At 71.6% G+C, this 26,789-nt stretch carries 24 protein-coding genes and 1 pseudogene; 13 read left to right on the top strand and 12 right to left on the bottom strand.

Translation table 11 applies throughout. The annotated features are described in order from the left end of the window. Positions 1–45: 45 nt before the first annotated feature. The 4 genes from AB0I81_RS52055 to AB0I81_RS52040 all read right to left on the bottom strand — a co-directional run bounded on the left by AB0I81_RS52055 (position 46) and on the right by AB0I81_RS52040 (position 3,142). Positions 46–2,043 carry a cation-translocating P-type ATPase gene (locus tag AB0I81_RS52055; RefSeq protein WP_360675175.1) on the bottom strand — a complete coding sequence of 666 codons (1,998 nt, stop codon included), beginning with the start codon at positions 2,041–2,043 and terminating at the stop codon, positions 46–48. Continuing rightward, positions 2,033–2,422 (bottom strand): helix-turn-helix domain-containing protein, encoded by a 390-nt coding sequence (locus AB0I81_RS52050; RefSeq protein WP_360675172.1) that lies wholly within the window; start codon positions 2,420–2,422, stop codon positions 2,033–2,035. Before AB0I81_RS52050 ends, AB0I81_RS52055 begins: the two co-directional genes overlap by 11 nt. A gap of 70 nt (positions 2,423–2,492) precedes the next feature. After that, positions 2,493–2,723, bottom strand: coding sequence for a hypothetical protein (locus AB0I81_RS52045; RefSeq protein ID WP_360675169.1), 231 nt, complete (start codon positions 2,721–2,723; stop codon positions 2,493–2,495). Positions 2,724–2,785: 62 nt separating this feature from the next. Continuing rightward, positions 2,786–3,142, bottom strand: a complete 357-nt coding sequence (locus AB0I81_RS52040) for a hypothetical protein (protein ID WP_360675166.1) — start codon at positions 3,140–3,142, stop codon at positions 2,786–2,788. 187 nt (positions 3,143–3,329) lie between these two features. On the opposite strand from AB0I81_RS52040, the gene AB0I81_RS52035 reads away from it, so the two are divergent. Further along, positions 3,330–3,929: a TetR family transcriptional regulator gene (locus AB0I81_RS52035; protein ID WP_360675163.1), complete on the top strand. Its 600-nt coding sequence runs from the start codon at positions 3,330–3,332 to the stop codon at positions 3,927–3,929. A 168-nt stretch (positions 3,930–4,097) separates the two neighbouring features. Next, complete coding sequence (locus tag AB0I81_RS52030) at positions 4,098–5,693, top strand: FAD-dependent monooxygenase (RefSeq protein ID WP_360675160.1); 1,596 nt, start codon at positions 4,098–4,100, stop codon at positions 5,691–5,693. Positions 5,694–6,003: 310 nt separating this feature from the next. Here AB0I81_RS52030 and AB0I81_RS52025 read toward each other — a convergent pair whose 3' ends face one another. Then, positions 6,004–8,538 carry an AAA family ATPase gene (locus AB0I81_RS52025; protein WP_360675157.1) on the bottom strand — a complete coding sequence of 845 codons (2,535 nt, stop codon included), beginning with the start codon at positions 8,536–8,538 and terminating at the stop codon, positions 6,004–6,006. 90 nt (positions 8,539–8,628) lie between these two features. On the opposite strand from AB0I81_RS52025, the gene AB0I81_RS52020 reads away from it, so the two are divergent. From AB0I81_RS52020 to AB0I81_RS52010, 3 genes and pseudogenes are all read left to right on the top strand, one after another. Beyond that, positions 8,629–9,042, top strand: a complete 414-nt coding sequence (locus AB0I81_RS52020) for a hypothetical protein (RefSeq protein ID WP_360675154.1) — start codon at positions 8,629–8,631, stop codon at positions 9,040–9,042. A gap of 48 nt (positions 9,043–9,090) precedes the next feature. Then, on the top strand, positions 9,091–12,165 hold the full coding sequence (locus tag AB0I81_RS52015) for a WD40 repeat domain-containing protein (protein ID WP_360675151.1): 3,075 nt from the start codon (positions 9,091–9,093) through the stop codon (positions 12,163–12,165). 64 nt (positions 12,166–12,229) lie between these two features. Next, positions 12,230–12,424: pseudogene (locus tag AB0I81_RS52010) on the top strand (SMI1/KNR4 family protein); the annotation flags it as partial. 33 nt (positions 12,425–12,457) lie between these two features. Here the strand turns inward: AB0I81_RS52010 and AB0I81_RS52005 are convergent. Then, a complete protein-coding gene (locus AB0I81_RS52005; protein WP_360675148.1) occupies positions 12,458–13,732 on the bottom strand; it encodes a ricin-type beta-trefoil lectin domain protein in 1,275 nt (424 codons plus the stop codon). 19 nt (positions 13,733–13,751) lie between these two features. Here AB0I81_RS52005 and AB0I81_RS52000 point away from each other — a divergent pair, with 19 nt between their 5' ends. From AB0I81_RS52000 to AB0I81_RS51985, 4 genes are all read left to right on the top strand, one after another. Further along, positions 13,752–15,221 carry an ABC transporter permease gene (locus tag AB0I81_RS52000; RefSeq protein ID WP_360675145.1) on the top strand — a complete coding sequence of 490 codons (1,470 nt, stop codon included), beginning with the start codon at positions 13,752–13,754 and terminating at the stop codon, positions 15,219–15,221. Positions 15,222–15,814: 593 nt separating this feature from the next. Then, complete coding sequence (locus AB0I81_RS51995; protein WP_360675142.1) at positions 15,815–16,963, top strand: MFS transporter; 1,149 nt, start codon at positions 15,815–15,817, stop codon at positions 16,961–16,963. Next, the gene (locus AB0I81_RS51990; RefSeq protein WP_360675139.1) at positions 16,960–17,331 is read left to right on the top strand and encodes a BlaI/MecI/CopY family transcriptional regulator; all 372 of its coding nucleotides are present in this window, start codon (positions 16,960–16,962) and stop codon (positions 17,329–17,331) included. Before AB0I81_RS51995 ends, AB0I81_RS51990 begins: the two co-directional genes overlap by 4 nt. Continuing rightward, positions 17,328–18,239: a M56 family metallopeptidase gene (locus AB0I81_RS51985; RefSeq protein WP_360675136.1), complete on the top strand. Its 912-nt coding sequence runs from the start codon at positions 17,328–17,330 to the stop codon at positions 18,237–18,239. Before AB0I81_RS51990 ends, AB0I81_RS51985 begins: the two co-directional genes overlap by 4 nt. Before the next feature lie 71 nt (positions 18,240–18,310). Here AB0I81_RS51985 and AB0I81_RS51980 read toward each other — a convergent pair whose 3' ends face one another. The 3 genes from AB0I81_RS51980 to AB0I81_RS51970 all read right to left on the bottom strand — a co-directional run bounded on the left by AB0I81_RS51980 (position 18,311) and on the right by AB0I81_RS51970 (position 20,367). After that, on the bottom strand, positions 18,311–18,934 hold the full coding sequence (locus AB0I81_RS51980; RefSeq protein ID WP_360675133.1) for a copper resistance CopC family protein: 624 nt from the start codon (positions 18,932–18,934) through the stop codon (positions 18,311–18,313). A 103-nt stretch (positions 18,935–19,037) separates the two neighbouring features. After that, positions 19,038–19,610, bottom strand: coding sequence for a hypothetical protein (locus AB0I81_RS51975; protein WP_360675130.1), 573 nt, complete (start codon positions 19,608–19,610; stop codon positions 19,038–19,040). Between the two features lie 250 nt (positions 19,611–19,860). Next, entirely contained in the window at positions 19,861–20,367 is a 507-nt protein-coding gene (locus AB0I81_RS51970) for a MarR family transcriptional regulator (protein WP_360675127.1), read from the bottom strand. Between the two features lie 243 nt (positions 20,368–20,610). On the opposite strand from AB0I81_RS51970, the gene AB0I81_RS51965 reads away from it, so the two are divergent. Further along, positions 20,611–22,167, top strand: coding sequence for a PHB depolymerase family esterase (locus AB0I81_RS51965; protein ID WP_360675124.1), 1,557 nt, complete (start codon positions 20,611–20,613; stop codon positions 22,165–22,167). Between the two features lie 107 nt (positions 22,168–22,274). On the opposite strand, the gene AB0I81_RS51960 is transcribed toward AB0I81_RS51965, so the two are convergent. The 3 genes from AB0I81_RS51960 to AB0I81_RS51950 all read right to left on the bottom strand — a co-directional run bounded on the left by AB0I81_RS51960 (position 22,275) and on the right by AB0I81_RS51950 (position 23,743). Beyond that, a complete protein-coding gene (locus AB0I81_RS51960; protein WP_360675122.1) occupies positions 22,275–22,799 on the bottom strand; it encodes a phospholipase in 525 nt (174 codons plus the stop codon). A 174-nt stretch (positions 22,800–22,973) separates the two neighbouring features. Continuing rightward, positions 22,974–23,279, bottom strand: a complete 306-nt coding sequence (locus AB0I81_RS51955; protein ID WP_360675119.1) for a metalloregulator ArsR/SmtB family transcription factor — start codon at positions 23,277–23,279, stop codon at positions 22,974–22,976. 116 nt (positions 23,280–23,395) lie between these two features. Continuing rightward, entirely contained in the window at positions 23,396–23,743 is a 348-nt protein-coding gene (locus AB0I81_RS51950) for a metalloregulator ArsR/SmtB family transcription factor (protein WP_360675116.1), read from the bottom strand. A gap of 201 nt (positions 23,744–23,944) precedes the next feature. Between AB0I81_RS51950 and AB0I81_RS51945 the strand changes: the two genes are divergently transcribed. Genes AB0I81_RS51945 through pstA form a run of 3 tightly spaced genes read left to right on the top strand, consistent with a single transcriptional unit; the run spans position 23,945 to position 26,786 of the window. Next, complete coding sequence (locus tag AB0I81_RS51945; protein WP_360675113.1) at positions 23,945–24,952, top strand: PstS family phosphate ABC transporter substrate-binding protein; 1,008 nt, start codon at positions 23,945–23,947, stop codon at positions 24,950–24,952. Next, positions 24,949–25,896, top strand: coding sequence for a phosphate ABC transporter permease subunit PstC (gene pstC / locus AB0I81_RS51940; RefSeq protein ID WP_360675110.1), 948 nt, complete (start codon positions 24,949–24,951; stop codon positions 25,894–25,896). Before AB0I81_RS51945 ends, pstC begins: the two co-directional genes overlap by 4 nt. Next, the gene (gene pstA, locus AB0I81_RS51935) at positions 25,893–26,786 is read left to right on the top strand and encodes a phosphate ABC transporter permease PstA (RefSeq protein ID WP_360675108.1); all 894 of its coding nucleotides are present in this window, start codon (positions 25,893–25,895) and stop codon (positions 26,784–26,786) included. The genes pstC and pstA overlap by 4 nt, the downstream gene beginning before the upstream one ends. Positions 26,787–26,789 lie beyond the last annotated feature (3 nt).

Genomic DNA, 26,789 nt, shown 5'->3' with positions numbered 1-26,789 from the left:
AGTACTTCTACAAAGTAGCACAGGGTACCGGCCGAGCGGCACACCTCAGCGAGGCTCCTTTGAGTAGCAAGCGCAACCGCCGATCAATTGCGGGCGCACAAGGGGTACGGGTCGCGGAGCCGTACGTGCGACGTGGGCGTGGCGGGGCAGGTGGGTGCGGCGGCCGGCGCGCATGCCGTTGGCGATGACCAGGACCTCGGCCAGTTCGTGGGCGGCGACCACGGCGGCCAGGCCGAGCACGCCGGCGGCGGCCAGCGGGACGAGGGTGATGAGGATGCCGCCGGACAGCAGCAGGTTCTGGGTGAAGATGGCGCGGGCGGCGCGGGTGTGGGCGACGGCGTCGGCGAGCCGCCGCAGATCCTCGCCCATGAGAGCGACGTCGGCGGCCTCGATGGCCACGTCGCTGCCCATGACGCCCATGGCGATCCCCGCGTCGGCGGTGGCCAGGGCGGGAGCGTCGTTGATGCCGTCGCCGGCCATGGCCACGGGCCCGCGGGCCTTCAGCTCGGTGACGATGCGGGCCTTGTCGGCGGGCAGCAGTTCGGCGCGTACGTCGGTGATGCCGGCGTCGGCGGCGATCGCGGCCGCGGTGCGGGCGTTGTCGCCGGTGAGCATGACCACCTCGACGCCGTGGTGCCTGAGCCGGGCGACGGCCTCGGCGGCCTCGGGGCGGATCTCGTCGCGTACGGCGATCGCGCCGAGCAGCGCACCGTCGTGTTCGACGAGGACCACGGTGGCCCCGGCGTCCTGCAACCCGCTCACCCGCGCGGTGAGCGGGCCGGCGGCGATGAACCCCGGCTTGCCCAGCCGGGCGGGGCGTGCGCCGACGCTGCCGCGCAGCCCGCTGCCGGGCACGGCCTCCACCTCGCCGGCCGGCTCGGGCCCTGGCCGGGCGGCCAGGATCGCGGCGGCGAGCGGATGCTCGCTGCGTGCCTCCAGCGCGGCGGCCACGTCCAGCACGCGGCCCCGGTCGACGCCCGGCGCGGGTACGACGTCGATGACGGCGGGTTCGTTGCGGGTCAGGGTGCCGGTCTTGTCCAGCGCCACGACCTTGATCTTGCCCAGCGCCTCGACCGCGGCGCCGCCCTTGACCAGCAGGCCGGCCTTGGACGCGGCGCCGATCGCGGCGACCACGGCCACCGGCACGGACAGGGCGAACGCGCAGGGCGCGGCGGCGACCAGGACGACCAGGGCGCGCTCGATCCACACGCCGGGCTCGCCCAGCAGGCTGCCGGCGACCGCGATCAGGGCGGCGAGCACCAGCACGCCGGGCACCAGAGGGCGGGCGAAACGTTCGGCCAGGCGCTGGCCGGCGCCCTTGCGTTCCTGGGCCTCGTGGACGATGTGGACGAGGCGGGCCAGGGAGTTGTCGCGGGTGGCGGCGGTGACGGTGATCTCCAGCGCTCCGGGGCCGTTGATGGTCCCGGCGAAGACCTCCGCGCCTGGGCCGGTCTCCACCGGCACCGATTCGCCGGTGATGACCGAGATGTCGAGCGCGCTGCGGCCGGCGGTCACGACGCCGTCGGTGGCGATCTTCTCGCCGGGCCGTACCAGCAGCACGTCGCCGACGCGCAGGCCGGCGACCGCGACCTCGGACTCGCCGCCGCCGGGCGTCAGCACGCGGGCGGTCGGGGGCACCAGGTCCAGCAGGGCGCGCAGGCCGTGCCGGGTGCGGGCCACCGCGTAGCCTTCGAGCCCTTCGGCGACGGCGAACAGGAACGCCAGCATGGCGGCCTCGCCGTACTCGCCCAGGGCCACCGCGCCGGCGGCGGCGATCGTCATCAGCAGGCCGACGCCGAGCCGGCCACGCAGCAGGCCGCGCAGCGCGCCGGGGACGAAGGTGGCGGCGCCGGTCAGCAGCGCCGCGACCTGCAACGCCGTCGCCCACGAGCCCGGCGCGGGCAGCGAGGCGAGGAACAGCACCCCGGAGGCGGCTGCCGCCTGCAACTCCCGTACCTGCCAGATCGCCGAGGGGGCCGTGACGGGGTCGTCGTGGTGCACGCTGCCGGAGACGTCGGGGGCGCAGCAGGCGTCAGACACCATCGGCCTCTTCGGCGCAGGCGTAGTCGCCCGGTGCGCAGACCTCGTCGGCGGGGGCGCCGCCGCCCTGGTCCACCAGCAGCACCAGGGAGGCCAGTTCGGCCAGAGCGTGTGCGAGCTTGGCGTCGGCCAGTTCGTAACGCACCCGGCGGCCCACCGGCACGGTGCGTACGAGCCCGCAGCCGCGCAGGCAGGCCAGGTGGTTCGAGACGTTGCCGCGGGTCATGCCCAGCCGCTCGGCCAGGTCGGCGGGGTAGGCGGGCTCGTTCAGCAGCTCAAGCAGCAGCCGCCGCCGGTTCTCATCGGCCAGTGCGGTGCCGACGCGGGCCAGCGCCTCGGCGTTGACGGCCACGGCGACGGCATGGTGCTCGGGGTTCTCCATATCGCGACGATACAGCCAATGCTGAATCAAGCCAAGAGTTGATTCAGCGCTGGCTGTATCAAGACCGGTTTCAGAGTCGGCGTGGCGTCGCGGGCAGCACCTTGATCGCCGCCGTCTCGCAGTTGGCGCAGGTCGCATGGGCCCAGGGCGGCATGCTGTGCAGGCCGCGATGGCGCCAGGACACGGTGTCGCCGCCGTGGCCGTCGTCGAAGTGGCGGGCTTCGTACTCGTCCTGCCAGGTGTGCGAGCAGTGCTGGCAGATGAACGTCCAGATTTCCGAGAACACGTCGGTTTCGCGCATGGCGAAGCACTTCCAGAGAGCTTGATGAGCGGATGGCGTGGCGGTGAAGGGGTGCCGCAGACTTATACGCGCCAGACGCTCAGCCGGACCAGACGCTCCGCGTGCCCGGCACCTCGCGTGGGGACCTCTTCGACGATGGCCCGTGCCGCGCCGACGACGGGCACGGGCGGTCCGCCGGCGAGCGCGGCCGGCACCGGCTCCTCCACGGCTCGCGGCCGCTTCGCCGGTCTGCGCTGCGGGCAGCGCAGAGCGGGCTCTTCGGTGTTGGACTCCTCGCCGGCGTGGACGGCCGAGGCCGCGGGGATCGGTTCGGCCGCGAAGGCATGGGAGCCGGGCGACCACAACGCCGCGCCCAGCCAGAGCGCGGTGAGCACGACCAGCCATCGCGCCGGAAAGGCGAGCGAGCGGTACGTGGTCACATCATCGCCCTCGGTGACGATGTTCGGGCATGCGCGGTCCTGTAGTGATTAATATCCGCAGCTCAGGTGGGCTAAACGGGCCCGGCGGGACCGTCGCTCTCTCCCGTTGTGCCGCCACTCCACTGTCATCTGACAGTCACTGTCAAGTGGCAGAATCGGGCTCGACGGCTGAGATACGGAGCACCTCATGACCTTGCGCGAACTGAAGATGGAGCGGACCCGGGACCTGATCGCCGAGACGGCGCTGGCGCTCTTCAGGGACAGGGGGTTCGCGGCGACCACGGTGGAGGAGATCGCCGCCGCGGCCGAGGTGGGCGCGCGCACCGTCTACCGCCACTACCCGACGAAGGAGTCGCTCGTCCTCAGTAGCTTCGCGAACATGTTCGAGACCGGGCTGAAGGATCTTCGTGCCTGCCCCGAGGGCACCGAACTGCCCGATGTCCTGCGCACGATTCTGGAGAGCCTGCTGCGCTCGCATCTCGGCATGCCGGAGCGGCTGATGACCGCGTACAAGGTCGCGCGGGACATGCCGTCGGTGCTGGCTCACTTCGTCTACATGCTCCAGATCTGGGAGATGGACCTCGCGCGCGAGGTCGCGACCCGCGTCGGCGGCCGGTCCGCGGACTTCGTCGCCGAACTGGCCGTACGGCAGACCGGTTCGGTGTTCATACTCGCCCACCGCAAGTGGTTCGAGTCCGACGGGCAGGCCGACCTGCGGCAGCTGACCCTCGAGGCGCTGGACCTGCTGCGATCGGACGCGGTGCCTGTCGCGTCCCGGCTGTCCTGACGGGCGTTCGAGCCCGGTGCCCGTCGCGTCCCGGCTGTCCTGACGGGCGTTCGCGCCCGGTGAGACCGGAGTCACACCGCCCACAGTGGTGACAGTCACTGCCACAAGTTAACCTCTGTCTTGTGGCAGTGACTGCCGCGAACTTGGTCTCACAGAGAGATGGCTCGCATGTCGAACGAGAAGGTCCCGGTACTCGTCGTGGGCGGCGCCTACACCGGGCTCAGCACCGCGCTCGGACTGGCCTCACGGGGCGTGAGGCCGCTGCTGGTCGAGCGGCGGCCGACCACATCGACGCTGCCGAAGGCGTGGGGGCTCAACGCGCGGACCATGGAGCTGCTCTGCACCGTTCCCGGCATGGAGGAGGAGCTGAAGGCCGCCATCGGCGACGCGGCCCTGCCGCAGTTGCGCAACGGCGCCAGCCTGGTCGACTCGAAGCTCGCCGAGATCGACACCGCGCCGCTGCTGGCGATGATGAAGGCCCTGACGCCGGCGCCGGCGTGCTTCCTGTCGCAGGCGACCATCGAGAAGATCATGCGCGCCCGGGCCGAGCACTTCGGCGCGGACCTGCGCTACGGCACCGAGCTGGTGTCCTGGACGCAGGACGCCGATCAGGTCACCGCGACGCTACGCGATGTGTCCGACGGCAGTGAGTACACCGTGCGGGCGGACTACCTGGTGGCCGCGGACGGCCACACCAGCCCGATCCGCAACCAGCTGGGCGTCGCCGTCGAGGGCGGCGGCAAGGTCGGGCACATCTACGTGGTCACCTTCGAGGCCGACCTGTCCGCCCACTTCGAGGAGGGCAGGTTCTCCATCGTCGGCATCCCCGGCACGGGGACCAGCATCATCTACGACGGCAGCACCTTGACCCTCTGGGTCGACTACCTGCCCGACCAGGGACAGACCGACGCCGACTTCACCGAGGAGCGGTGCCTGGAGCGGGTCCGCCGCGCCGTCGGCATCCCCGACCTGGAGTGCCGCATCGTCAACGCGCGCCCGTTCGCGCTCAACCACCAGCTCGCCGAGCGGTTCAGGGTCGGCCGCGTCCTGCTCGCCGGCGACGCGGCGCACGCCTGCCCGCCGGTCGGCGGGCAGGGCGGCAACCTCGCCATCCAGGACGGGTACGACGTCGCGTGGCGGCTCGCCCTGGTGCTCACGGGCCAGGCGGGACCGGCGCTGCTGGACAACTACCAGGCCGAGCGGCGGCCGGTCGTCAACCTCACCCTCGAACGGGAGGTCGCCCTGTTGTCGGTGTCGGAAGGACGCATCCTGGCGACCTCCGACCCGACGCAGCCGATCCCCACGCCCCGCGAGTTCCTCGGCTTCCGCTACCACTCGCCGGCCATCCGCACCGAACCGGACGACGACGGAAGCCTGCAGGAGGACCCCGGCACCCCCACCGGGCGGCCCGGCTGCCGCGCCCCGCACGTCGAGCTCACCCGGGACGGGCGGACACTGTCCACGCACCACCTCTTCGGGCGCGAATTCGTGCTGCTCACCGACGTGACCGGCGCGGATTGGGCGGACGCCGCCGCCAAGGCCGCCGACCGGCAGGGCATCACCATCACCACGCACCGGATCGGCGACGGGCTCCAGGACGAGGCCGGCGCCTGGCACACCCGCTACGACGTCGAACCCGGCGGCGCCGTGCTCGTCCGACCGGACTCGGTCATCGCGTGGCGGAGCAGGACCGCCGCCGCCAACCCGGCGCACGAACTCGACGAGGCCCTCACCGCGATCCTCGCCCGGCCCGTGGCCCCGTGAACCGCTGACCCCGTCAGGAACGATCAGGGGGCTGACCTCTGCCAGACGGAGGGCGAGCGTGTGGCAGTGCGCCGCCGCGTCCATCCCGGGCACCCGGCAGATCGCGTCAAGCACCTGCCGGGTGGTGCTCACCCGGCCCTGCTCCAGCCACGTGTACCAGGCCACGCTCACCCCGGCCATCGTCCCGCCCCTGCCGCGCCATTGTGGCAAGCCCAAAAACACCCGCAGATTGGGATTTTTCCCAATGTGCGGCCGGGAGGTCGGCGCATAGCGTCGACGCCATGAGTTCGCATCAGGTCCAAGCCGGGCCCTATCGCGGGGAGCCGGTGAACAGCTCGCGCCGATGGGCGATGGCCGCCGCCGCCGTCCGCGAGGTGACGCCCAGCTTGGACAGGATGTTCGAGACGTGGGCGCCGGCCGTCTTGGGCGTGATGAACAGCCGGCCCGCGATCTCCATGTTGCTCAGCCCGTCGGCCACCAGCCGCAGCACCTCCAGCTCGCGCGGCGTCAACCCGAGGCTTTCCGGCCGGCGGGCCGGATCGGCGCGCGACTCGATGGCCTTGAGCAGGGGCGTCGCGCCGAGTTCCGCCGCGATGGAGGCCGCCTCGGGCAGGCGTCCCGCCTCGAACAGCGCCCGCGCCAGCTCGTACGGCTGCCCGACCGCCCGCCACGCCTCGACGGCTCCGGCCCAGCCCGCCCGGCCGCCGCTGGACCTCGCCTCGAACGTGACCCGGTGAGCGTGCTGGAGCCGACCCTGCACGGCCAGCCGTTCCCCGAGGGAGCGTACCTCCGGCGTTCTGCGGCAACCGACGAGACGGGACAGTATCGGCCACGCGTCACGCCCTGCGGTGGTCAGATCATGATCATCGAGGATGTGCCCGGCCACGCGGTCCCTCCGCGACAGGTCGTCCTGCGCCTCGGCCAGACGGCACTCCAGCAGATCCGCCTCCAGGCAGGACGTCTGGCCCAGGGGGCGCCGGCGCAGCAGCGGCTGGGCGGTCGCCAGCGCCTGCCGCGCTTCGTCCAAGTTTCCGGTGGCCACGGCGATCGTGCCGCGCACGATCAGCAGATAGCTCCGCTGGATCGGCAGGGGATCCAGGGCGAGAATCCCGCGGACGACCTCCGTCGCCTCCGCCCATCGCCCGAGAGAGGTGAGCGATCCCGCCAGGTTGGCGGCCAGGATCGCGGCCTGCCTGCGGACCCGTCCGGCGCGCAGGGCGGCCTCCATGCCCTGCCGGGCCAGGGCCGCCGCCGCCTCGTGCTCGCCGGCCGTCTCCAGCGCGTCCGCCTCGCTTTCCATGGCGGACAGCCGGGTGGCCTCGGACGGGGCCAGCGTGCGCGCCCGCTCGTACAGCGGAAGGGCCTTGGCGAGGTCGCCCGTCCTGGCCGTGATCCCGGACAGGGTGATCAGGGCGTTCGCCCTGACCTCGGGATCGGTGGCCAGTTCCAGGGCCTCTTCCGCCTTGCCGGCCGCGGTGCCGTTCCCGATGACGAACAGGATCCGGGCCAGCAGGGCGAGCGAGCTCGCCCGCTCCTGCGGGGACGCCGGCGGCATCGCCTCGCGCAGGTCGCGCAGCACCTCCTCCCGCGTGGGGTCCTGCGGCTCCAGGACCGGGACCGAGCGGGTGACGGCGGTGAGCAGGGCCAGCGCCCGTGCCGTGTCCCCGTACCGGTACGCGGCCTGGGCGGCCCGCTCGGCCACCGTGACGTAGGTGAGACCGAGCCGGTCGGGAACTTGGTGCCACAACTCGCGCACCAGGTCGAGCATCTCAAGCTCCTCGCCGTAGGCGTGGGACTCGTGCGCCGACTCGGCGGCTCGCCACGCGGCGGTGAACGCCCCCTGGACGTCTCCGGCGGCCCGCTGATGCAGTGCGCGGGCCCGGCCGGACAGCCTGGCGGCGCACCGCGCGTGCAGCTTCCTGCGCTCTCCCGGCAGGAGCTCGCCGTAGACGGCCTCGCCGATGAGAGCGTGCCGGAAGACGTAACCGCCGTCGTCGGCGACCAGGAACCGCGCCTCCACCAGGGCCTGCACCGCCGCCTCCGGGGCGGTGGCCACCTCGGCGAGGAGTTCGACGGTGACGGGCCCGCCCAGCACCGCGGCCGCGTCCAGCATGGCCCGGCTGCCGGGCGGCAGCCGATCGGCGCCCGCCAGCAGCACGTCGAGCAGGCGCGCGGGCAGGACGCCGCCCGCCCTGGCCAGTTCCTGCGCGAACAGGGGGTTGCCGTCGCTGCGGCGGAAGATGTGCTCGACGTCGGCCCCCGCTCCGACGAGGTCGGCGATCTCCGACCTGGCCATCCCGTCCAGCTCCATGATCTCGGCGTTGCCCAGGGCGGCGGGGTACGGGCGGGAGGTGCCGATGAGCAGGATGCCGGGCCGGGTCAGGTTGTGGCTCAGGAAGACGAACAGGTCGCGCGTCGACCGGTCCGCCCAGTGCAGGTCCTCCACCACCACGAGCAGGGGCCGCCGTTCCGCGGCCTGCTCCAGCAGGAGCAGGACCTCCTCGAACAGCCGCGTACGTCTGAGGCCGTCATCCGGCTCCACCGCGCCGAACTCGGGCAGCAGCCGGGCCAGCTCCGGCCGTCCCTCGCCGTGCGCCCACTCCGCGCCGAACTCCCGGACCAGCCGGCGCAGGATCGCGATGAACGGGGCGAACGACAGGCTCATGTCGAGACAGCAGCCCGTCAGCGGCAGCGCGGGAACCCGGTCCGCGAACTCGCCCACGAGCCGCGTCTTCCCCATCCCCGCCTCACCGATGACGACGACCGCCGCCGCCTCCCCGTGGACGGCACGCGTGTAGGCGGCGCCCAGGGCGTCGAGCTCGGCTGCGCGTCCGACGAATTCCACAGTCCCCCTTACGGCGATCCGGCCGCGGCGTCGGCCTGCCGACCAGATCTTTCCATGACCACCATCCATTTCGACTCATCAGGGGTATTCATGATCAAGCGTGCGCTCACGATTGCCACGGCGGCACTCGTCACCGCCGGCGTCCTCGCCGGAACTCCCGAGGCGGCGAGCGCGGCCTCGGGATGCAGCGGACAGCAGATCCGCCACTGGGTCCTGGACGACTCACGCGGTCTGCCCATCAGCACCATTCGCCTGTACTACAACGCGCGTACCGGCATCAACTGCGCCGTCAACGTGTGGCGTCCCGGGACGCGCGGCAAGCGCGGCATCCACATCGGCATCTGGACCGCCAAGAGCGGCTGGAAGAGGGACGAGGGCAGCTTCAAGTACTACGCCGGCCCGGTCCGGGTCTACGGCAAGCACCGCTGCGTGAGGGTGTCCGGCTGGGCCCAGGTGGGACGGTACCGTCCGACCTTCGACAGCGGCCGCATCGCCTGCCGCTGAGCCCTCTCGCCCCGGCGTATCCACATCGTGCACCACAGGGAGATCACCATGCCGGACACCGGCTCAGGCCACGCGGGATGGATCGAGAGGCCCGCGGACGTGGACCGGGTGGTGGCGGCGCTGTCCGGCGGGGACAGCCGGGTGCTGCTGCTGCCCGACCCGGACGGGACGGAGGGCATGGGGATCTCCTCTGTGGCCGCGGCGGCGTGCCGCCGGCCCGAGGTGCGCGAGCGCTTCCGCGGCGGCATCATGTGGATGGACGCCGTGACCCTCCCGTGGGGGATGCGGCTCGACGATCCGGACCTGAGTGAGGCCGCGGGTCCTGACGAACCGGGCCTGCTGGTGTACGACGGCGTGATCGGCGACGCTCCGCCCCCACCGCTGGGCCTGCCGGGCCTGACCTGCCTGTTCACGGCCAAGCGCGAGGCCGGGACCTCGCGGGCCGACGTCACCGTGCGGATCGGCCCCATGGACGCGCGCACGGGCGCGTCGCTCCTGCGGCAGGGCCTGCCCACCCTGGACCACGGCATCGCCGCACGGCTCGCGGAGCTGACCGGCGGCTGGCCACTCGCGCTCACCCTGGCCCGCGCGGCGCTCCTGGACCAGGTGGAACAGGGCACGGGGGCGGACGCGGTGGCGGACCGGATCGCCCGGCGGCTGACCGGCGGCGTCGACCTCGCCGACCCCGCCTCCCGGGCGACGCTGATCGCCAGGCTGGCCGACCACTCACTCGGACTGCTGCGCGAACGGGACCCCCGGGCCGCCCACCGCTTCCTCCAACTCGGCGCGTTCCGCGGGCACGAGCCGCTGCCCATCGGCGTGGCGGCCCTCATGTGGAGCAGCGGGCACGACATGACCGGCGGCGAGATCGGCGCGCTGATCGCCAGGTTGGAGGCGTTGTCCCTGGTCAGCAGGCACACCGACGGACCGTTCCTGCAGATTCCCGGCACGGTGGCGTCCCATGCCCAGGACACGCTCGGCGCGGAGGGGCTGCGCCGGGCCCACCGGGCGCTGGTCGACGCCGACCTCAGCCAGGTCCCCGAAGGCTGGGCGGACCTGCCGGGCACCGAGGCCTGGTTGCGGATCAACCTGGTGGACCACTACGTGGCCGCGGAGGCGTACGACGAACTCGACGCTCTCGTGTGCCGGCTGGGATGGCTGACGCGCCGGCTGGGCATCTTCGATCCGCGCGAGGTGGAGCGGGCCGTCGCCGGCGCGGGCACCGAGCGGGCCCTGCGGGTGAGCCGCGTCCTCGCGACCTCCGCGCACCTGATCTCCCCGCTGCGCGGGCGGGAGTACGACCTGCTCCCCACCCTGGCCTGCCGTCTGCGCGCGGTGCCGGGGATGGCGGGGGAGTCGCGAGCGCATTTCGGCGAGCTCGGCCTCTCCTGGCTGGAGGCCCGGTGGACGCCGCCGGACCTGCCGCATCCCGCGCTGCTGCGTATCCTGCCCGGTCCATCCGCGGCGCGCGCCATCGCGATCGACCCGGGTGGCGCCTGGCTCGCGGTGGCGACCTGGGAGGAGAAGGTGCTGCGCTGGCACGGCGACGGATGGCCGATGAAACCCCTGGCCGGCCACGGCCAGGGGGTGACGTCGGTGGCCGTCTCCGCCGACGGCTCCACGATCGCGACCGCCGGCGGGGACAGAACCGTGCGGCTGTGGGACCGCGACGGGTCGCCGCTGCTGACGATTAACCACGGCGCGCAGGTCGAGACCGTCGCCATCGCGCCGGACGGCTCCTGGCTCGCCGGCACGGGACCCGGGCAGCGGATCTGGCTCTGGAACGCGGACGGCACACCACGCGGCGCGCTGCCCACCGTCAAGAAACACCAGCGTGGCCTCGCCATCGCTCCCGACGGCACATGGCTGGCCGTCAGCGACGCGAACGCCACCACCGTGTGGGACGCGACCACCCGCAAGAAGAAGGCGACCCTGCCCAAGGCGGCCGGCGCGCTGGCCATCGCCCCGAGCGGCGAGTGGCTGGCCACGGCCTGGGACGGCGGCATCCGGCTGACGAACTCCGACGCCACCGTCCGTACCGTGATCGAGACCGGCCGCGTTCAATCGGCCCTGGCGATCGCTCCGGACGGCTCCTGGATCGCGGCGGGCGACGCCGACGGCACGGTGACGATGCTGGACCTGGACGGCACCCCGATGGCGTCGCTCACCGGCCACGCCGGCCAGGTGAAATCGGTGGCGATCTCTCCTGACGGCTCCTGGATCGCCTCGGGAGACGATGACGGCACCGTGCGGATCTGGGACGTCGCGACCGCGGTGCGCGAAGGACCGCCCCGGCCCGAGCGCGGCCGTCGCTCCAGCGCCGTCGCCATCGCCCCGGACGGATCGTGGCTGGCCACCGCCGGCGCGTACGGTCTCACCCTGTGGAACCCCGACGGGACGCCGCGGGCGGAAACGAGCACCGCCGAGATGACCGCCGTGGCCATCGCCCCGGACGGCACGTGGCTGGCCACCGGCGGCGCGGACGGCACATTGCGGCTGCACGACGCCCACGGGACCACGCTCAAGGAGGTCTCGCGCAAACGGCGGCAGCCGGAGCCGCCGATCACGTCGGTGGCGATCGCCCCCGACGGTGCCTGGATGGCGCTCGCCACCCGCGAACCATGCGTGCTGATCCTCGGACCCGACGGCGACGAGCGCGCGCGGCTCCCCGGTCATTCCGGTTTCGCCATCGCACCCGAGTCATCGTGGCTGGTCGCCGCCACGGGGCGGCTCCTGCGCAGGTACCGCTCCGACGGGCAGCCGCTGGGCGGCCCCATGAAGTGCGACGGCGAGGTATGGGCACTGGCCGTGGCCCCGGCAGGTGACCTGCTCGCCGCCCACTGCGTGAGCGGCCTGGAGATCTGGGACTCCCGGGACGGCTTGGTGACGCGGCTGGCCGGCGTGGACGGGGTGGTGCGGAGAATCGCCTTCTCACCCGACGGCGTCTGGCTCGCCACCACGACGGCCGAAGGCCACCTCCAGATCTGGGACGTGAGCACGGGACTGTGCGAAACCATGATCATGCTGGACGGCGACCTTGACGACGTCGCGTGGTTCCCCGACGGCTCAGGGGTGGCGGTGGCCGGTGCCACGGGACTGTACGGCTTCACCTTCCACCGCTGATCACCGCCGCCGGCCAGAGGCCGTGCTCCGGAAACGTCGGTCGCGATGGATATCTTCACCCACCATGAGCACCCCATACGCGTGGTCCGCCCTCTTCCCGGAGCAGGGCCGGGTACCCGAAGGTGCCGCCCCGTCACCAACGGACACCTACGCCCTGCGCCCCCCGGCCGGCGAGGCGGACGTCCGCCGGCTCGAAGAGCGGCTCGGCATGGAACTGCCGCCGAGCTACCGGCAGTTCCTCCTGTTCGCCAACGGCTGGGGCGACGCATCCGTGCAGGCCGGTGAGCGGTCCCTACATCCGGGACCAGCGCTGGTTGGCCGCGCCCGTGCAGGTCCAGATCTGGAGCCTGGTGCCGTTGGCCGTGGCGTTGCCCGTCACGTCCAGGCACTTGTTCGCGCCGACGGCGGTGATGCCGCCGTCGGTGTTGAGGCGCCATTTCTGGTTGCTCTGGCCGTTGCAGTCCCAGATGATGACGCCGGTGCCGTCGGCGGTGGCGGCGTTGTTGACGTCCAGGCATTTGGTGCCGTAGACGCGCAGTTCGCCGGCGGCGGTGGCGGTCCACTGCTGGTTGCTCTGCTGGTGGCAGTCCCAGATCACCACCGGGGTGCCGTTGGCCTGGGAGGCGCCGTTCACGTCGAGGCACCTGCCGGAGCCGGCACCCTGGAGGCGGGTGGCGGGCGGGGTGGTGGTGCCGCCGCTGACCCGGAACACGGCGGTGCCGTGCGCGGGCACGCTCGCCGAGATGGCGCCGGTCGTCGTGGTGACGGCGTTCGTCCAGGCGTCGCGGAGCGTGAACGGGCCGCCGGTCAGGCCGATGGCGGCGGCGGTGGTGCCGATCGTGGTGGTGCTTCCGCCCTGGTTGAACAGGGCGACCGCGACGTCGCCGTTGTTCAGCCGCTTGGCCAGGATGCGGCGGGTGCCGTCGTTGCCGACCTGGGTGGCCTGCAGGCCGAGCGGGTCCTGGTTGATGGCGATCAGGTTCGCGTTCTTCATGATCGTCGAGGTCGCGGAGTCCATGGCGCGGACGTCGTTCCCGGCGATGAGCGGGGCGGCCATGACGGCCCAGAGGGCGAAGTGGCTGCGCATCTCGGTGTCGTTCATGCCGCCCCGGCCGACGACCATCATGTCCGGGTCGTTGAACTGGCCCGGCCGGGCGCGGCCGGCGCGCGGGACGTTGACGTTGACGATGTTCTGGATGCCCATCGGGTAGCCGTTGGTCTGGCCGGTGTTCCAGGCGTTGGTGATGTCCTCGGTCGTGCGCCAGATGTTGGCGACGTCGCCCCAGTCGCGCTGCGGGCCGGTCTTGTCGTGGATGCTGTTGGGGTTGATGCTGTAGAGGATCGGCCGGCCGGTGGCGGCCAGGGCGTCGCGCATCTTCGCGAAGGTGCGTATCTGGTCGTCGATGGTGCCGGTGGGGGAGCACCAGTCGTACTTGAGGTAGTCGACACCCCAGGCGGCGAACTGCCGGGCGTCCTGGACCTCGTGGCCGAGGCTGCCGGTCGCGCCCGGGTAGGCGCCGAAGTACTGGGCGCAGGTCCGGTCCAGCGGCGCCCGGTCGCCGGCCATCGGACGGCACTACCTCGCCATGACGCTGCTCGTGGCCGCGGCGGCCACGCTGATCGCGCTGGCCCCGGCGGTCTGGATCGGCCGTACGTTCGTCGCCCGGTTGCTGGCCACGCTGGGCATCCAGCCGGAAAACCTTGCCGCGCCTTGGTGGGCGTACCTGGTCATGGCGGCCGCAGGACTCGGCCTGCCGCCGCTGCTGGCGCTCCCGCCGCTGATCCGGGCGAGCCGGACGACCGTACGCGCGGCCATCGACCACCACGGCACGGCCTCGAAACCGGGCGGCCTGCTGGTACGGCTCAGCCGCCTGCCCCGGCTCGATCGGGGGCTGCTCATGGCACTGCGCAACACGGCCCGTAGGCCCGCCCGCTTCTGGCTCTCGACCGGGCTACTGGCGGCGGCCGGCGCGGTCTTCGTGGCCGGGATGTCGCTCGAAGCGGGCGCGGACGCCATCACCCGAGAACAGGCGGCACAACGTACATGGGACGTTGACCTGCAACTGGCGGCTCCGGCCCCGACCGACGCCGTCGTCGGGGCCGTGCGGCGGGTGCCGGGTGTCACCCGGGCCGAAGGATTCGGCGTCCTGCCGGTGGGCGTGGCCGGACCGAACGGCTTCCCCGTCACCCGGACCTACCCCGACCAGGGACACGGCCGCCTCACCGTGACGGCTCTGCCGCGCGGCGTCAGCACGTCCGCGAAGCTCATCGAGGGCAGGCGGCTGAACCCGGGCGAGACCGGCGCGGTCGTACTGAACCAGGCGACCAGGAAGAAGACCATTCCCGGCCTGACGGCCGGGGACAGTGTGCGGCTGTTCATCGACGGACGGGTCACCTCCTGGCGGGTGGCCGGGATCGTCGAGGAGCGAATGGGCGACAGCGTGTACGTGACCGCCGAAGGGCTGGCCGCCGCCCTGGGACGGCCACAGCAGGTCAACCGGCTGCGCGTGTTCACCGGCGCACATGACGAACGCACCCGGGACGCGGTCGCGGCGGCCGCCGGCAAGGCGCTCACCGACGCCGGGATCACGGTGCGGTCGGCGGCCTCGATCAGCCGCGGCGAAGCCATCGGCGCCGGGCACATGGGGCCGTTGCTGCTGGTCCTGCTCGGCATCGCCGTGCCCCTGGGGGTGCTCGGCGTCATCGGCCTGGCCTCCACGATGAGCGCCAACGATCTGGACAGGACGCGCGAATTCGGCATCATGTACGCGATCGGGGCCCGGCCACGGGTCGTACGCCGGATCGTCGTCGCCGAGGGGCTCTTCCTGGCGCTCGCCGGATGCGTGGCGGCGGTGGTTCCGGCGGTCGTGCTCACCTGGCTTCTGGGGGCCGGGCTGGGCAACCTGTTCATGAGCGCGCCGCTGCCCTTCCGGATGTCGGCTCCCGGCGCGGGGATCTGGATCGTGCTCGCCCTGCTCGGCGCGGCCCTGGCCACCGAGGCGGCGGCCACCCGCGCCTCCCGCGTTGCCGTACGCGAGGCGCTTGCCTACCTGTGAAGGCCGTGGTGGTCGGCGCGACCGGGGGAGCGGAGCTGGACGGTCAGCGGCTGCGGGCCGGACTGTTGCTCCGTTGACGGTCGGCGCGGCAGGGCTGAGGCCATGCCGGGCGTCTGGCCCGGGTGGCCTCCGGCCCTGCGTCGCCGCTCTTGCACGTCGGCCCCGCTCAGCGGCGGCGCCGGCGACGACGGGCGCTGCGACTGCTGTCGGAGCCCTGGCCGCCTCGTGGAATCGGGTACGGCTCGGCTCTGAAGCCCGGCAGACCCAGATAGTGCTTGATCGACATGACTCCCTCCTGACGTCACGTGGTGTAACTGCCGCACCGGCACCTTTCCCGGTGCGGCCCCTCAAAGGTCCCAACCCGATGTTCATGCCGAGACTTCCGGACAGACGCGCTCACGAGGAGATGTGATCCGGAATTTGCCGTCCGCCTACCTTGCGCTGACCGGGGACGCGCTGGACCGGGGGACGGCAAGGTCACAGCCCCGTGTGGCCACAACTGATCCTCCGACCTCCCTGCGAGACCGGTTGCTACAAGCCGTAGTATTACACGCTGTAGTAAGTGTTCGTCCGATGCCCCCTGGAGGATGGTGATGCGGCGTTCGGCGCAGGTGGTCATCGCGGCCACGGTGTTCGTGGATCTGCTGGGCTTCACCGTGATCCTGCCAGGGTTGCCGTTCTTCGCGGCCCGGCTGGGCGCCGGCGGTGCCGCCTTCGGGCTGGTCATGAGCGCGTACTCGATCGCGCAGTTCGTCTGCGCGCCGCTGCTCGGACGCCTGTCCGACCGGTACGGCAGACGCCGCCTGGTGCTGCTGACGCTGGCCGGGTCGGCGCTCTCGCTGGCGTTGACCGGCGCGGCGGAGTCCCTGGGCTGGTTGCTGGCCTGCCGGGTGCTGGCGGGGGCGTGCGGCGGCAGCATCTCCGTCGCCCACGCCTACCTGGCCGACGCGGTCCCGCCCGAGCGGCGCACCGGGGCGATGGCGCAGCTCGGGGCCGCCATCGGACTGGCGTTCGTGATCGGGCCCGCGCTGGGCGCGTTGCTGGCCCCGTGGGGGTTCGCCGCCTCCGCCTACGCCGCCGCCGGGCTGGCGGCCGTCAACCTGGTGGCCGCGTGGCTCTGGTTGCCCGAGCCCGCCCGGTCGCGCCCCTCCGCGGCGGTCGCCGGTGTTGTCGGGCGGCTGCCCGTGCTGGTGCCGCTGGCCGCCGCCGGGTTCCTGGCGATGGCGGCGTTCGTCGGCATGGAGACCACGCTGGCCTTGCTCGGCGAGGCCCGGCACGGATGGGACACCGCCACCATCGGCGTGGTGCTGACGCTGGCCGGGCTGTCCATGGCGGCGGTGCAGGCCGGGCTGGTCGCGTGGTTGTCGCGCCGGTGGGGTGAGGTGCGCGTGGCCGCCGCCGGAGCCGTACTGATGGCGGCGTGCCTGCCGGTGATCCCGCTGACGCCCGGATGGTGGCCGGTGGCGGCGGTGTGCCTGTTGTCGGCCGGGCACGGGTTGCTCACCCCCACCGTGGCCAGCCTGTTCGCGGCGGCGGGACCGGCCGATCGGCGCGGGGCGCGGCTGGGGGTCGGCCAGTCCGCCGCGGCCGGTGGGCGGATCTTCGGGCCGGCCGCCGCTGGGCTATTGTTCGACCTCGGGGCGGTGCTGCCGTACCTGGCGGGGGCGGTCATGGCCGGGCTCGCGGTGGTGGCGGTGCTGGCCCTGCGCGCGGTACGGGATCGGGTCGAGGAGAGTGCGTGAACAGCCTGGGTGGCCTGGAACGCCGCATCATGGACGTGTTGTGGGGCAGCGACGCCTGGCTGACCGTGCGCGAGGTGGCCAACCGGATCAGCGACAGCGGCCTGGCGTACACGACCGTGATGACGGTGATGAACCGGCTCGTGGGCAAGGAGTTCCTGCTGCGTGAGCGCACCGAGGACGGCCGCACCTGGCGTTACCGTCCGGCCGCCGGGCGTGAGGCGTACGTGGCGGAGTTGATGTTGTCGGCGCTGTCGGAGACCGGCGACCGGATCGCGGCGCTCGGCCACTTCGCCCGCTCCGTCACCGTCGAGGAGGCCGAGGCCCTGCGCGAGGCGCTGCCACCCGACCCGCCGGGGAAGCGGCCATGACGTACGCCGCCCATCACCTAGTCACGCTGCTGCTGGCCTGGGCCGCGGCGGCGGCGATGGCCCGCTCGCGCTGGGTCGTGCGGGCACCCCGCACCGGCGTGCTGATCTGGCAGGCGATCGCGCTGACGGGCTTCGCCTCGCTGGTCGGCCTGGCCCTGGCCGCCGGGCTGTCCCCGTACCGGCTGGGCGTGATGCCCGCGCTGGCCCGCTTCACCGCCGACGTGGCCCGGGGCGCTCTGCCCGCGGGCGTGTCGGTCGCGCACGTGCTGGCGATCGGGCTGGGGGTGGCGCTGACCTTGTGGGTGCTGGCCGCGTTCGCGCTGACCTGCCGGACGCTGGCCGGGCTGCGGCGACGGCAGCGGACGCTGCTGGAGTTGGTGGCCCGTCAGGACCCGGAGGCGCACGAGGCGCTGATCGTCGATCACCCCGCGGTGGCCGCGTACTGCGTGCCCGGCCGGCAGGCGGCGATCGTGCTCAGCACCGGCACGCTCGGGCTCCTGCGCGCCGGCGAACTGGCCGCCGTGCTCGCTCACGAACGCGCCCACCTGCGGGAACGGCATGACCTCGCGCTGCTCCCGTTCACCGTGCTGGAGCGCGCCTTTCCGTGGAGCCGTACCGTGGCCGCGATGCGGCGGCAGGCGGCGACACTGGTCGAGATGCGGGCCGACGACAGCGCCGCCCGCGCGCACGGCCACGCCACCCTGTCCGCGGCGTTGCGCCGTTTCCGCGCCTGCGACCGCCTGCCCGTTCCGCTGGGCACGCTGGGCGGAATCGACGGCGACATCGACGCCCGCCTCGACCGCCTCACCGCGCCCGCCCGAACCCCGCTCCTGCTGCGGGCCCTGCTGCTGTCGGCCGCGCTCACCGTGGTCAGCACCCCGTTGAGCCTGTTCCTGCTGCCCTTGTGACTTCCGCCGTCAGGTGACGCGAGGTAGGCGACGGCCGCCGGTTTCCTGAGCCGGGAGGAGTGCTGATTCTGTCAGGGCTTCGAGCCGGCGGCACGCCTGCGGCCGGTGACGACGACCACCACACCGGCGACCAGGACGAGTCCGCCGATCACCAGCAGAACGACCGGAATTCCGGCACTCCCCTCATCGGCCGAAGAGGCAGCGGCCGGCACGGGCTCCGCCGACGACGGTGCGGGAGCGGCTGTCGTCGGCGCCGGTGAGGCGCCGGCGTCGGCCGACTCCTCGGTGGTGGTGGGGGTGGGCTCGGGTTCGGGCAGCTTGAGCGTGAAGTGCAGCTCGTCCGTCACGGGATGGCCGTCGGCGGAGATCACCCGGAAGGCGATCGCGTAGCGGCCGTCGGCCAGGTCGGGCTTGAGCGCCAGGGTGACGGTGTCGCCATCGACCTTGGGCTTGCCGTCGGCGACCTTCGCGCCGCCCGGGCCGGTGATGACGACGGTGGTGTATTTAGGCTGGATGTCCTCGGTGAACACGAGCTCGACGCTGGAGATCGCCTCCTTGACGGTGGAGCCGTCCTTGGGATCGCTGGATTTGAGCCCGGCGTGCGCGAAGGCCGGGGCGCCCATGCTCGCGACGGCGAGGAGAGCGATCGCCGCGAGGGCGAGAGAACGGATGATCGAGCGGCGGAACGTCGTCATGGTGTGCCTCTTCGCAGGTGACAAGGGGTCAGGTGCATGCCGCGGGCGCGCACGATGACCCCCGCCGGCGGAGGCGGATTTCCGGCCGCGGCGTCGGCAGAGGTCAGAGGGCGTGCGCGTACGCGGCGGCGGGCGGGCCGCGCCTGGGCTGCTCGTGTTCCAGCGGGGCCGGGCGCGGGATCTCAGGCTGCCGGAACGGCGCAGGGACCGGCGCGTGGGCGCCCGGGCCGGGCAGGGCGAGCAGGACGACGCGCAGCCGTACGGCCAGCGAGCGCAGCAGCGACCACAACAGGGTCTCGCCGTGCGACAACCACAGCGCGCTGAGCGCGATCGCCCAGGCGTGCATGACCAGCATGCCGGCACTGGGCATGAGCCCGAGGTGCGCGTGCTGCGGGTGCCCCGCCGCCTCGGCGATGAGGTCCGTGGCCGAGAACATCAGGTGCAGCGCGGCCTGCGTGGCCGTCAGCGCGGCGACGATCGCGCCGAGACCGCGCTCACGGCCCGCCAGCAGGTACGCGGGCGCGAGGCAGATCGCGAAGGCCGGCACGGCGGACTCCAGGGGCACCACTCCACCGGCGACCACATGAGCCAGACCGCCCAGGCAGGAGGCCACCACGGCGAACACCACGGCACGCAGGACACGCAACGGCGTGGCGGCAGTGGTGCTGGCGGGCATGTCGGCATCATCGCACAGCGCTACGTGGCGCAATTCCTCTTCACCGCAAAGGCCCCTGATATGGGGCATTCCATGAAACGCTGCCGGCCGCCGCGCACTGGGCGCTCTCCTTCGCCGCCCTCATGGTCACCGCGATCGCGCAGGCGGTCATCGTCGCCTGCTCCGGGTCCGTCGCGCTCCTGGGCGGCACGCTCCACAACTTCGCCGACGCCCGGCGGGCGCAGATGGCGGTGCGTGATCCGTGGCCGGGCTACGGTCGTGACTTCTGCGAGCGGAGGACCGGAGTCAGGGTCCGCGTGTCCTGGTGGAGGGCTCGGGCGCACAGCGTGAGCGTCTCCGCGAGTGTCGTGCGGTCCGGGTCGTCGATCTCGGCGAGCATGACGGCCTCGATGCCGTCGAGGGAGCGGTCGCACCGCCGCAGGGTGTTCAGGCCCTTCGGGGTGAGGCGGGTACGCAGGGCGCGGCCGCCACGGGGATGCGGGTCGCGGCGGATCAGGCCGCGGTGTTCGAGATCGCGGATGACCAGGTTCATCGCCTGCGGGGTGACGAAGGCGATGCGGGCCAGGTCGGCCGAGGAGGGGGCGTCGCGCAGGCGCAACTCGCTGAGCGCCATGTATTCGGTGGTCGTCAGGCCATGCCGGGCGAGCGCTTCGTCCAGGCAGGCGCGGATGCGGCGTTCCAGCCGGAACACCAGGTAGCTCACACGGGGCGGCGGTGCGTCCGGCGCAGCGGCCGCGGGGACACCCGGATCGGTCACCAGGAGACGATATCGCGGCCGTCACAACGGGCCGCATGAAAGTTTCCCGCCCCGTTATCAAGGACCTTGATAGCAAGTTACTTGATAACCAGGGAAAACCACTCTCTGCCAGGTGAACCGGTGGGCATGGGCACCACGCGCGCATTGACGGTGAACTGTGGCCCTTCTATTTTCCAGCGACCGAGGTCGATACGCGGCGGACTGCCCCGCGGCACGCCGCGGATATGGAGAGGAGGAGCGCGAATGAGACGATTGACCACCGTGCTGGCTGCTGCCTGCGCCGCGGCGCTCTTTGCCGTCATGACCGTGGTACCCGGATCGCCGGCCGTCGCCGCCGCCCTGGTGGAGGTGACCGGCTTCGGGAACAACCCGGGCAACATGCGGATGCACCTCTATGTGCCGGACTCGCGCCCGGCCTCGCTCGCGATCGTGGTCGCGATGCATGGTTGCGGCGGCTCCGGTCCCGGCTTCCACCAGGGCAGCGAGTTCGCCTCGCTGGCGGATCGATACGGTTTCATCGTCATCTACCCGACCGCCACCCAGTCGGCGGGGTTCGGCAACTGCTTCGACACCTGGTCGGACGCGGCCAAGCGGCGCGGCGGCGGCAGCGATCCGGTCTCGATCACCTCGATGATCGGCTACGTCGAGCGGACCCATCAGGGGGACCCGAACCGGGTCTACGCCACGGGAAGCTCGTCCGGCGGCATGATGACCCAGCACCTGCTGGCCCTCCACCCGGACGTGTTCAAGGCGGGGGCCTCCTTCATGGGCGTGCCCTTCAACTGCTTCGCCGGCGCCTCCGACTTCCCGCCGGGAAGCAGCAGGTGCACCGGCGGGAGCATGGACCGAACACCCCAGCAGTGGGGCGATGCGGTCCGCCAGGCGTACCCGGGATATTCCGGCCCCCGCCCGCGCGTGCAGTTGTGGCACGGCACCGGCGACACCCTCGTGCCCTACTCGCTACTGCGAGAGTCGATCGAGCAGTGGACCAATGTGTTCGGGCTGAGCCAGACCCCGACCGGCACCGACACCCCGCGGGCGAACTGGAACCGCAGCCGGTACGCCAATCCGTCCGGCAACGTGCTGGTGGAGGCGTACGGCATCCAGGGTGCCGGGCACGTCCTTCCGCAGAGCGGCATGGCCCTCCAGGCCATCGAGTTCTTCGGCCTGACCACCACCGGCCCGGCCGACACCACACCGCCGACCGCCCCGGCCGGGCTCACCGCCTCCGGCACCACCGCGACCGGCACCAGCCTGACCTGGACGGCCTCCACCGACAACATCGGTGTGACCGGCTACGAGATCCTGCGCGCTCCCGGCGCGACGGGCGGCACGTTCACCCAGGCCGGCACCTCGGCCACGACCTCGTACACCGACACGGGCTTGACCGCGAACACCACCTACCGCTACCAGGTCCGGGCGCGCGACGCCGCCGGTAACATCTCACCGGTCTCCGACACCGTCCCGATCACCACGCAGGCAGGCACGACCGGTGCCTGCTCGGCCACCCCGACCGTGCAGTCCCAGTGGGGGAACGGGTATGTGATCCAGCCGCTGACCATCACCAACACCAGCACCTCGACGATCACCGGCTGGACCGTCACCTTCACCCTGCCGGCCGGGCACACCCTGACCGGCTCGTGGAACGCCGCCGTCACCACCAGCGGCCAGACCGTCACGGTCAGAAGCGCCGGCCACAACGGCACGCTCGCTCCGGGAGCCGCTACCACGAGCTTCGGCTTCCAGGCGAGCGGACCCGGCGGCAACACCGCCCTGCCGTCCGGTTACACCTGCGCCTGAGCATCAGCGCGCTTCCGTGATCAAGGCATCCACGCCGCCCTCGACGACCTCCTGCCCGGCGGCTGACGGGCAGGCGACGCCGAGGGAGGCGTGCCCACGGGGAGAGGTCAGGCGTCGGCGTTCTGGGCGGCGTCCAGTTCGGCCTGCCGCTGGACCTGACGGATCTGCTCGTCCGAGACGCGCAGATCGCCGAACTGCCGGACCGCCTGGTAGTACGTCCAGGCCAGGCCGTCACAGGTGGCCTTGGAGACGCCCGAGTAACCGGCGCACACCTGGCGCAGGTCGAAGTAGAAGGCGTTGTCGATACGGTCCTTGTTCGCCGGGAACTGGCTCACGGCCTTGTAGTTGCGGTAGCCGAAGTCGTGCCTGCGGCAGGACATCCGGAAGTCGTAGCCGAGGGGCTGGTCGGGGCTGCTGGAGCACAGGTCGGTGGACCAGTCGAAGGCGTAGTCCGCCCAGGAGCCCTGGTTCTGCCAGGCGGCGTGCCAGGAGGCGGCGCTGGGGGCGGTGGCCTGGGTGAAGCCGGAAAGCGCCGCGAGTTTCTGCTCCAACGTCACCGCATAAGCCGGTAAGGCGAACGCGGCGACCGAGAGGGCGGCGGCGAATAACGCTGTCAGGGATCGTCTGACCATGAGTACCTGCCTCTGTTGCCCGGATACTGCTGCCTGTCGCGGCAAGGGTCGCCCGACCTCCTAACAATGAAGCGAAATTCCGGGAAACAGGGCGCAGATCTTGCTCAATTTCGGCGGTTTTATTGGCGGACGATGGCCGTTTACATCAAATGGCGACTCTGTCAAGGGGCCCTGTCAGCGCGCGGCCGGTGCCTCCTGTGGCCGGCAGCCCTGCACCCGGGCGTACAGCTGACGTCCGTCTTCGGTGGCCCGGTGGACGGACCATGGCCCCCTCACCTCGGACTGCAGCAGGCCCGCTTCCCGCAGCGCCGCGAGGTGCCGCCCGAGGGCGGGAGCGGACGTCCCGACCGCGTCGCTGATCTCACAGACGCAGGCCGTGCCGTCGGCGTGGGAGAGGACGACGCTCAGGATGCGCAGCCGGGCCGGGTCGGCGATCGCCCGTAGTCGTTCGGCCAGTTCGGCGGCTGCCGCGTACGGCATGGGTGGCCCGGGATGCGAGCCGGCGCAGTCACTTCCAGCCGGAAGTGGTGGCTGTGCTGGTCCACTCATAGACACGCATCTATCTTGGTGAGCGCCGGGATGCCTGTCCAGAGTGCTCAGGGGAGGAGGCCGCGCAGGGTTTCCAGCTTCTCGGGGACGATCGCGTACCAGGCCCACTTGCCGCGCTTCTCCCTGGTCAGCAGCCCCGCGTCGACCAGGATCTTCAGGTGGTGGCTGACGGTGGGCTGGGTCAGTCCGAGGGGCGCGGTCAGGTCGTAGACGCAGGCCTCTCCCGTGTCGCTGGCGCCGATCATGCTGAGCAGCTGCAGCCGGGTGGGATCGGCGATGGCCTTGAGCGCGCCGGCGAGCTGCTCGGCCCGCGTTCGCGAGATCGGCTCGGCCACCACGGCGGTGTGACAGTCGTCGGCATGGTCCTGGACGGTTCGGTGGAGCTCATCCTGCACCCGTCAAGTCTATGGATCGACGGCCACCGATCGGTGGCTATGTGTGAGCGATTTCCGGCAGGCCGCAATGCATCGATGGCCATCTATGAATTTATCGCCCGATCAGTCAGTGTTCGCCGGTTGTTCATATAGGCGGTCTTCTATGCATGAGTGACGGCGCCTGGTCGGGGGCGGGCCTGGACCGAGGAAGAGGGAAAGATCGTGAACGATCGAGTGCGGATGGCGCGTGCCTTCCTTGCGGTGGCGGTATGCGCTGTCGCGCTGGTGGCCTGCGGTGGCAATAACCAGAATCCGGGCGACGCCACCGGAGCCCAGGCGACCGGCGGGACCGGCGGGACCCAGGCGGCGCAAGAGCTCTCCGGTGATGTGAAGGTCGACGGCTCGAGCACGGTGGCGCCCTTGTCCACAGCGGCGGCCGAGTTGTTCGCCGAACAGCAGGCCAAGGTGCGGGTCACGGTCGGCACCTCCGGTACGGGCGGCGGTTTTGAGAAGTTCTGCAACGGCGAGACCGACATTTCCAATGCCTCCCGCCCGATCAAGGACGAGGAGAAGACGGCCTGCCAGGCCAAGAACATCGCCTATGAGGAGTTCTCGGTCGCCAATGACGCGCTGACCGTCGTGGTGCACAAGGAGAACACCTGGGCCACCTGCCTGACCGTGGATCAGCTCAAGAAGATGTGGGAGCCCGGCTCGAAGGTGAGCAACTGGAACCAGATCGACGCCAAGTTCCCGAACGAGCCGCTCAAGCTCTTCGGCGCGGGCACCGACTCCGGCACCTTCGACTACTTCACCGACGTCATCAACGGCGAGGAGGGCAAGAGCCGGACCGACTACAGCCCCAGCGAGGACGACAACGTCACCGTCCAGGGCGTGGCGGGCTCCAAGGGCGGGCTGGGCTACTTCGGCTTCTCCTACTTCGAGGAGAACGCCGACAAGCTGAAGGCCGTGCAGGTGGACGGCGGCGACGGGTGCGTCGGCCCGAGCGTGCAGGCGGCGCAGGACGGCACGTACCAGCCGCTGTCGCGACCGCTGTTCATCTACCCCAAGGCCGAGTCGCTGAAGCGGCCCGAGGTGCTGGCCTTCGTCGAGTACTACGTGGCCAACCACAAGCAGATCGCCGAGGACGCCAAGTTCATCCCGCTCAACGCGCAGCAGGAGACCGAGCTCAAGACCGCCCTGGACAAGCTGAAGGCTCAGGCCGGCGGATGAGCACGACCGATACCGCGTCCTCCCCGCCCGGCCCGAAGGGGCTGCTGGGGAGGGCGCGTTCGCGCTACGGGGAACGCGCGGTCCAGGCCGTGCTGGTGGCCGCCGCGCTGGTGTCGGTCGCCACGACGGCCGGCATCGTGGTGTCGCTGGTGCCGCCCACGGTGGAGTTCTTCGGAGCGGTGAGCTTCGGCGAGTTCTTCACCGGCACCCAGTGGGCGCCGCTGTTCGAACCGCCCACCTACGGGGTGCTGCCGCTGGTCACCGCCACGTTCCTGATCACGGTCATCGCCATCGTGGTGGCCATTCCGCTGGGCCTGGGCGCGGCACTGTACCTCAGCGAGTACGCCCACGCCCGCACCCGCAGGATCTTCAAGCCGGTCCTGGAGGTCCTCGCCGGGGTCCCGACCGTGGTGTACGGCTTCTTCGCACTCCGCTTCGTCACCCCCGCGCTGCAGACCTATCTGCCCCCCGGCCTGCAACCGGACATCTTCAACGCGATCTCCGCCGGCCTGGTCATGGGCGTGATGATCGTCCCGACGGTGGCGTCGTTGTCGGAGGACGCCATGTCGGCGGTGCCGAGCGGCCTGCGCGACGGCGCCTACGCACTCGGCTCCTCCACCCGGCTGGTGGCCCTGCGCGTGGTGCTCCCGGCCGCGCTGTCCGGGGTGGTGGCCTCGTTCGTCCTGGCCATCTCCCGCGCCATCGGCGAGACGATGATCGTGGCGATCGCGTCGGGCAACAAGCCCGCGCTGTCGTTCAACCCGCTGGACGCCATGCAGACGATGACCGGCTTCATCGCCCAGGCCGGCTCCGGTGACCTGCCGACCGCCTCGCTGGACTACAAGACCATCTTCGCGGTCGGCGCCCTGCTGTTCCTCATCACGTTCGCGATGAACTTCATCAGCGCCCGCCTGGTCCGCCGGTTCAGGGAGGTGTACGAATGACCGCGCCCACCCTGCCGGGACAGCGCAAGGTGCTGCTCGGCCGCCAGCGCGTGCCGTGGGGCGACATCGTGTTCAAGCTGCTGCTGCGGCTCTGCCTGGCCGTCGCCGTGGCGTTCCTGGTGACCCTGCTCGTCTACGTCGTCTACAAGGGCTGGTCGCGGCTCGACCCCCGGTTGTGGGAGAACTTCCCGTCCATCCGCCGGCCGGAGCGGGCGGGCGCGCAGTCCGCGTTGTTCGGCAGCCTGTGGGTGATCGGCATGACCGCCGTGTTCTGCCTGCCGGTGGGCATCCTCGGCGCCATCTACCTGGAGGAGTACGCCGACCACCGCCGCTGGTACAACCGGCTGATCGAGCTGAACATCGCCAATCTGGCCGCCATTCCGTCCATCGTGTACGGCATCCTCGGCCTGGGCATCATCGCCCGCGGCTTCGGCTTCGGCACCACGGTGCTGACCGCGTCCATCACGTTGTCGCTGCTCGTCCTGCCGATCGTGATCATCGCCTCCCGCGAGGCGATCCGCGCCGTGCCGGGGGAGATCCGCAACGCCTCCTACGGCCTGGGCGCCACCAAGTGGCAGACGATCTGGCGCCAGGTGCTGCCGGCGGCGATCCCGGGCATGGCCACCGGCTCGATCCTGGCCCTGTCCAGGGCGGCGGGGGAGGCGGCGCCGCTGCTGCTGCTCGGCGGCCTGACGTACGTGGCCTATGTCCCCGACGGCCTGCTCAGCGGCTACACCGTGCTGCCGATCCAGATCTACGGCTGGATCAGCCAGTCCCGTACCGAGTTCCACGATCTGTCCTCGGCGGCCATCGTCCTGCTCCTGATCGTGATCATCGCGATGAACTCGATCGCCATCTACGTACGCAATCGTTCACAGAAGCGATGGTGAGAG

Source organism: Nonomuraea sp. NPDC050404, assembly GCF_040655495.1.
Lineage (GTDB): Bacteria > Actinomycetota > Actinomycetes > Streptosporangiales > Streptosporangiaceae > Nonomuraea.
The sequence above is the reverse complement of the archived record's forward strand: the minus strand, read 5'-3'. Positions and strand labels throughout refer to the sequence as shown.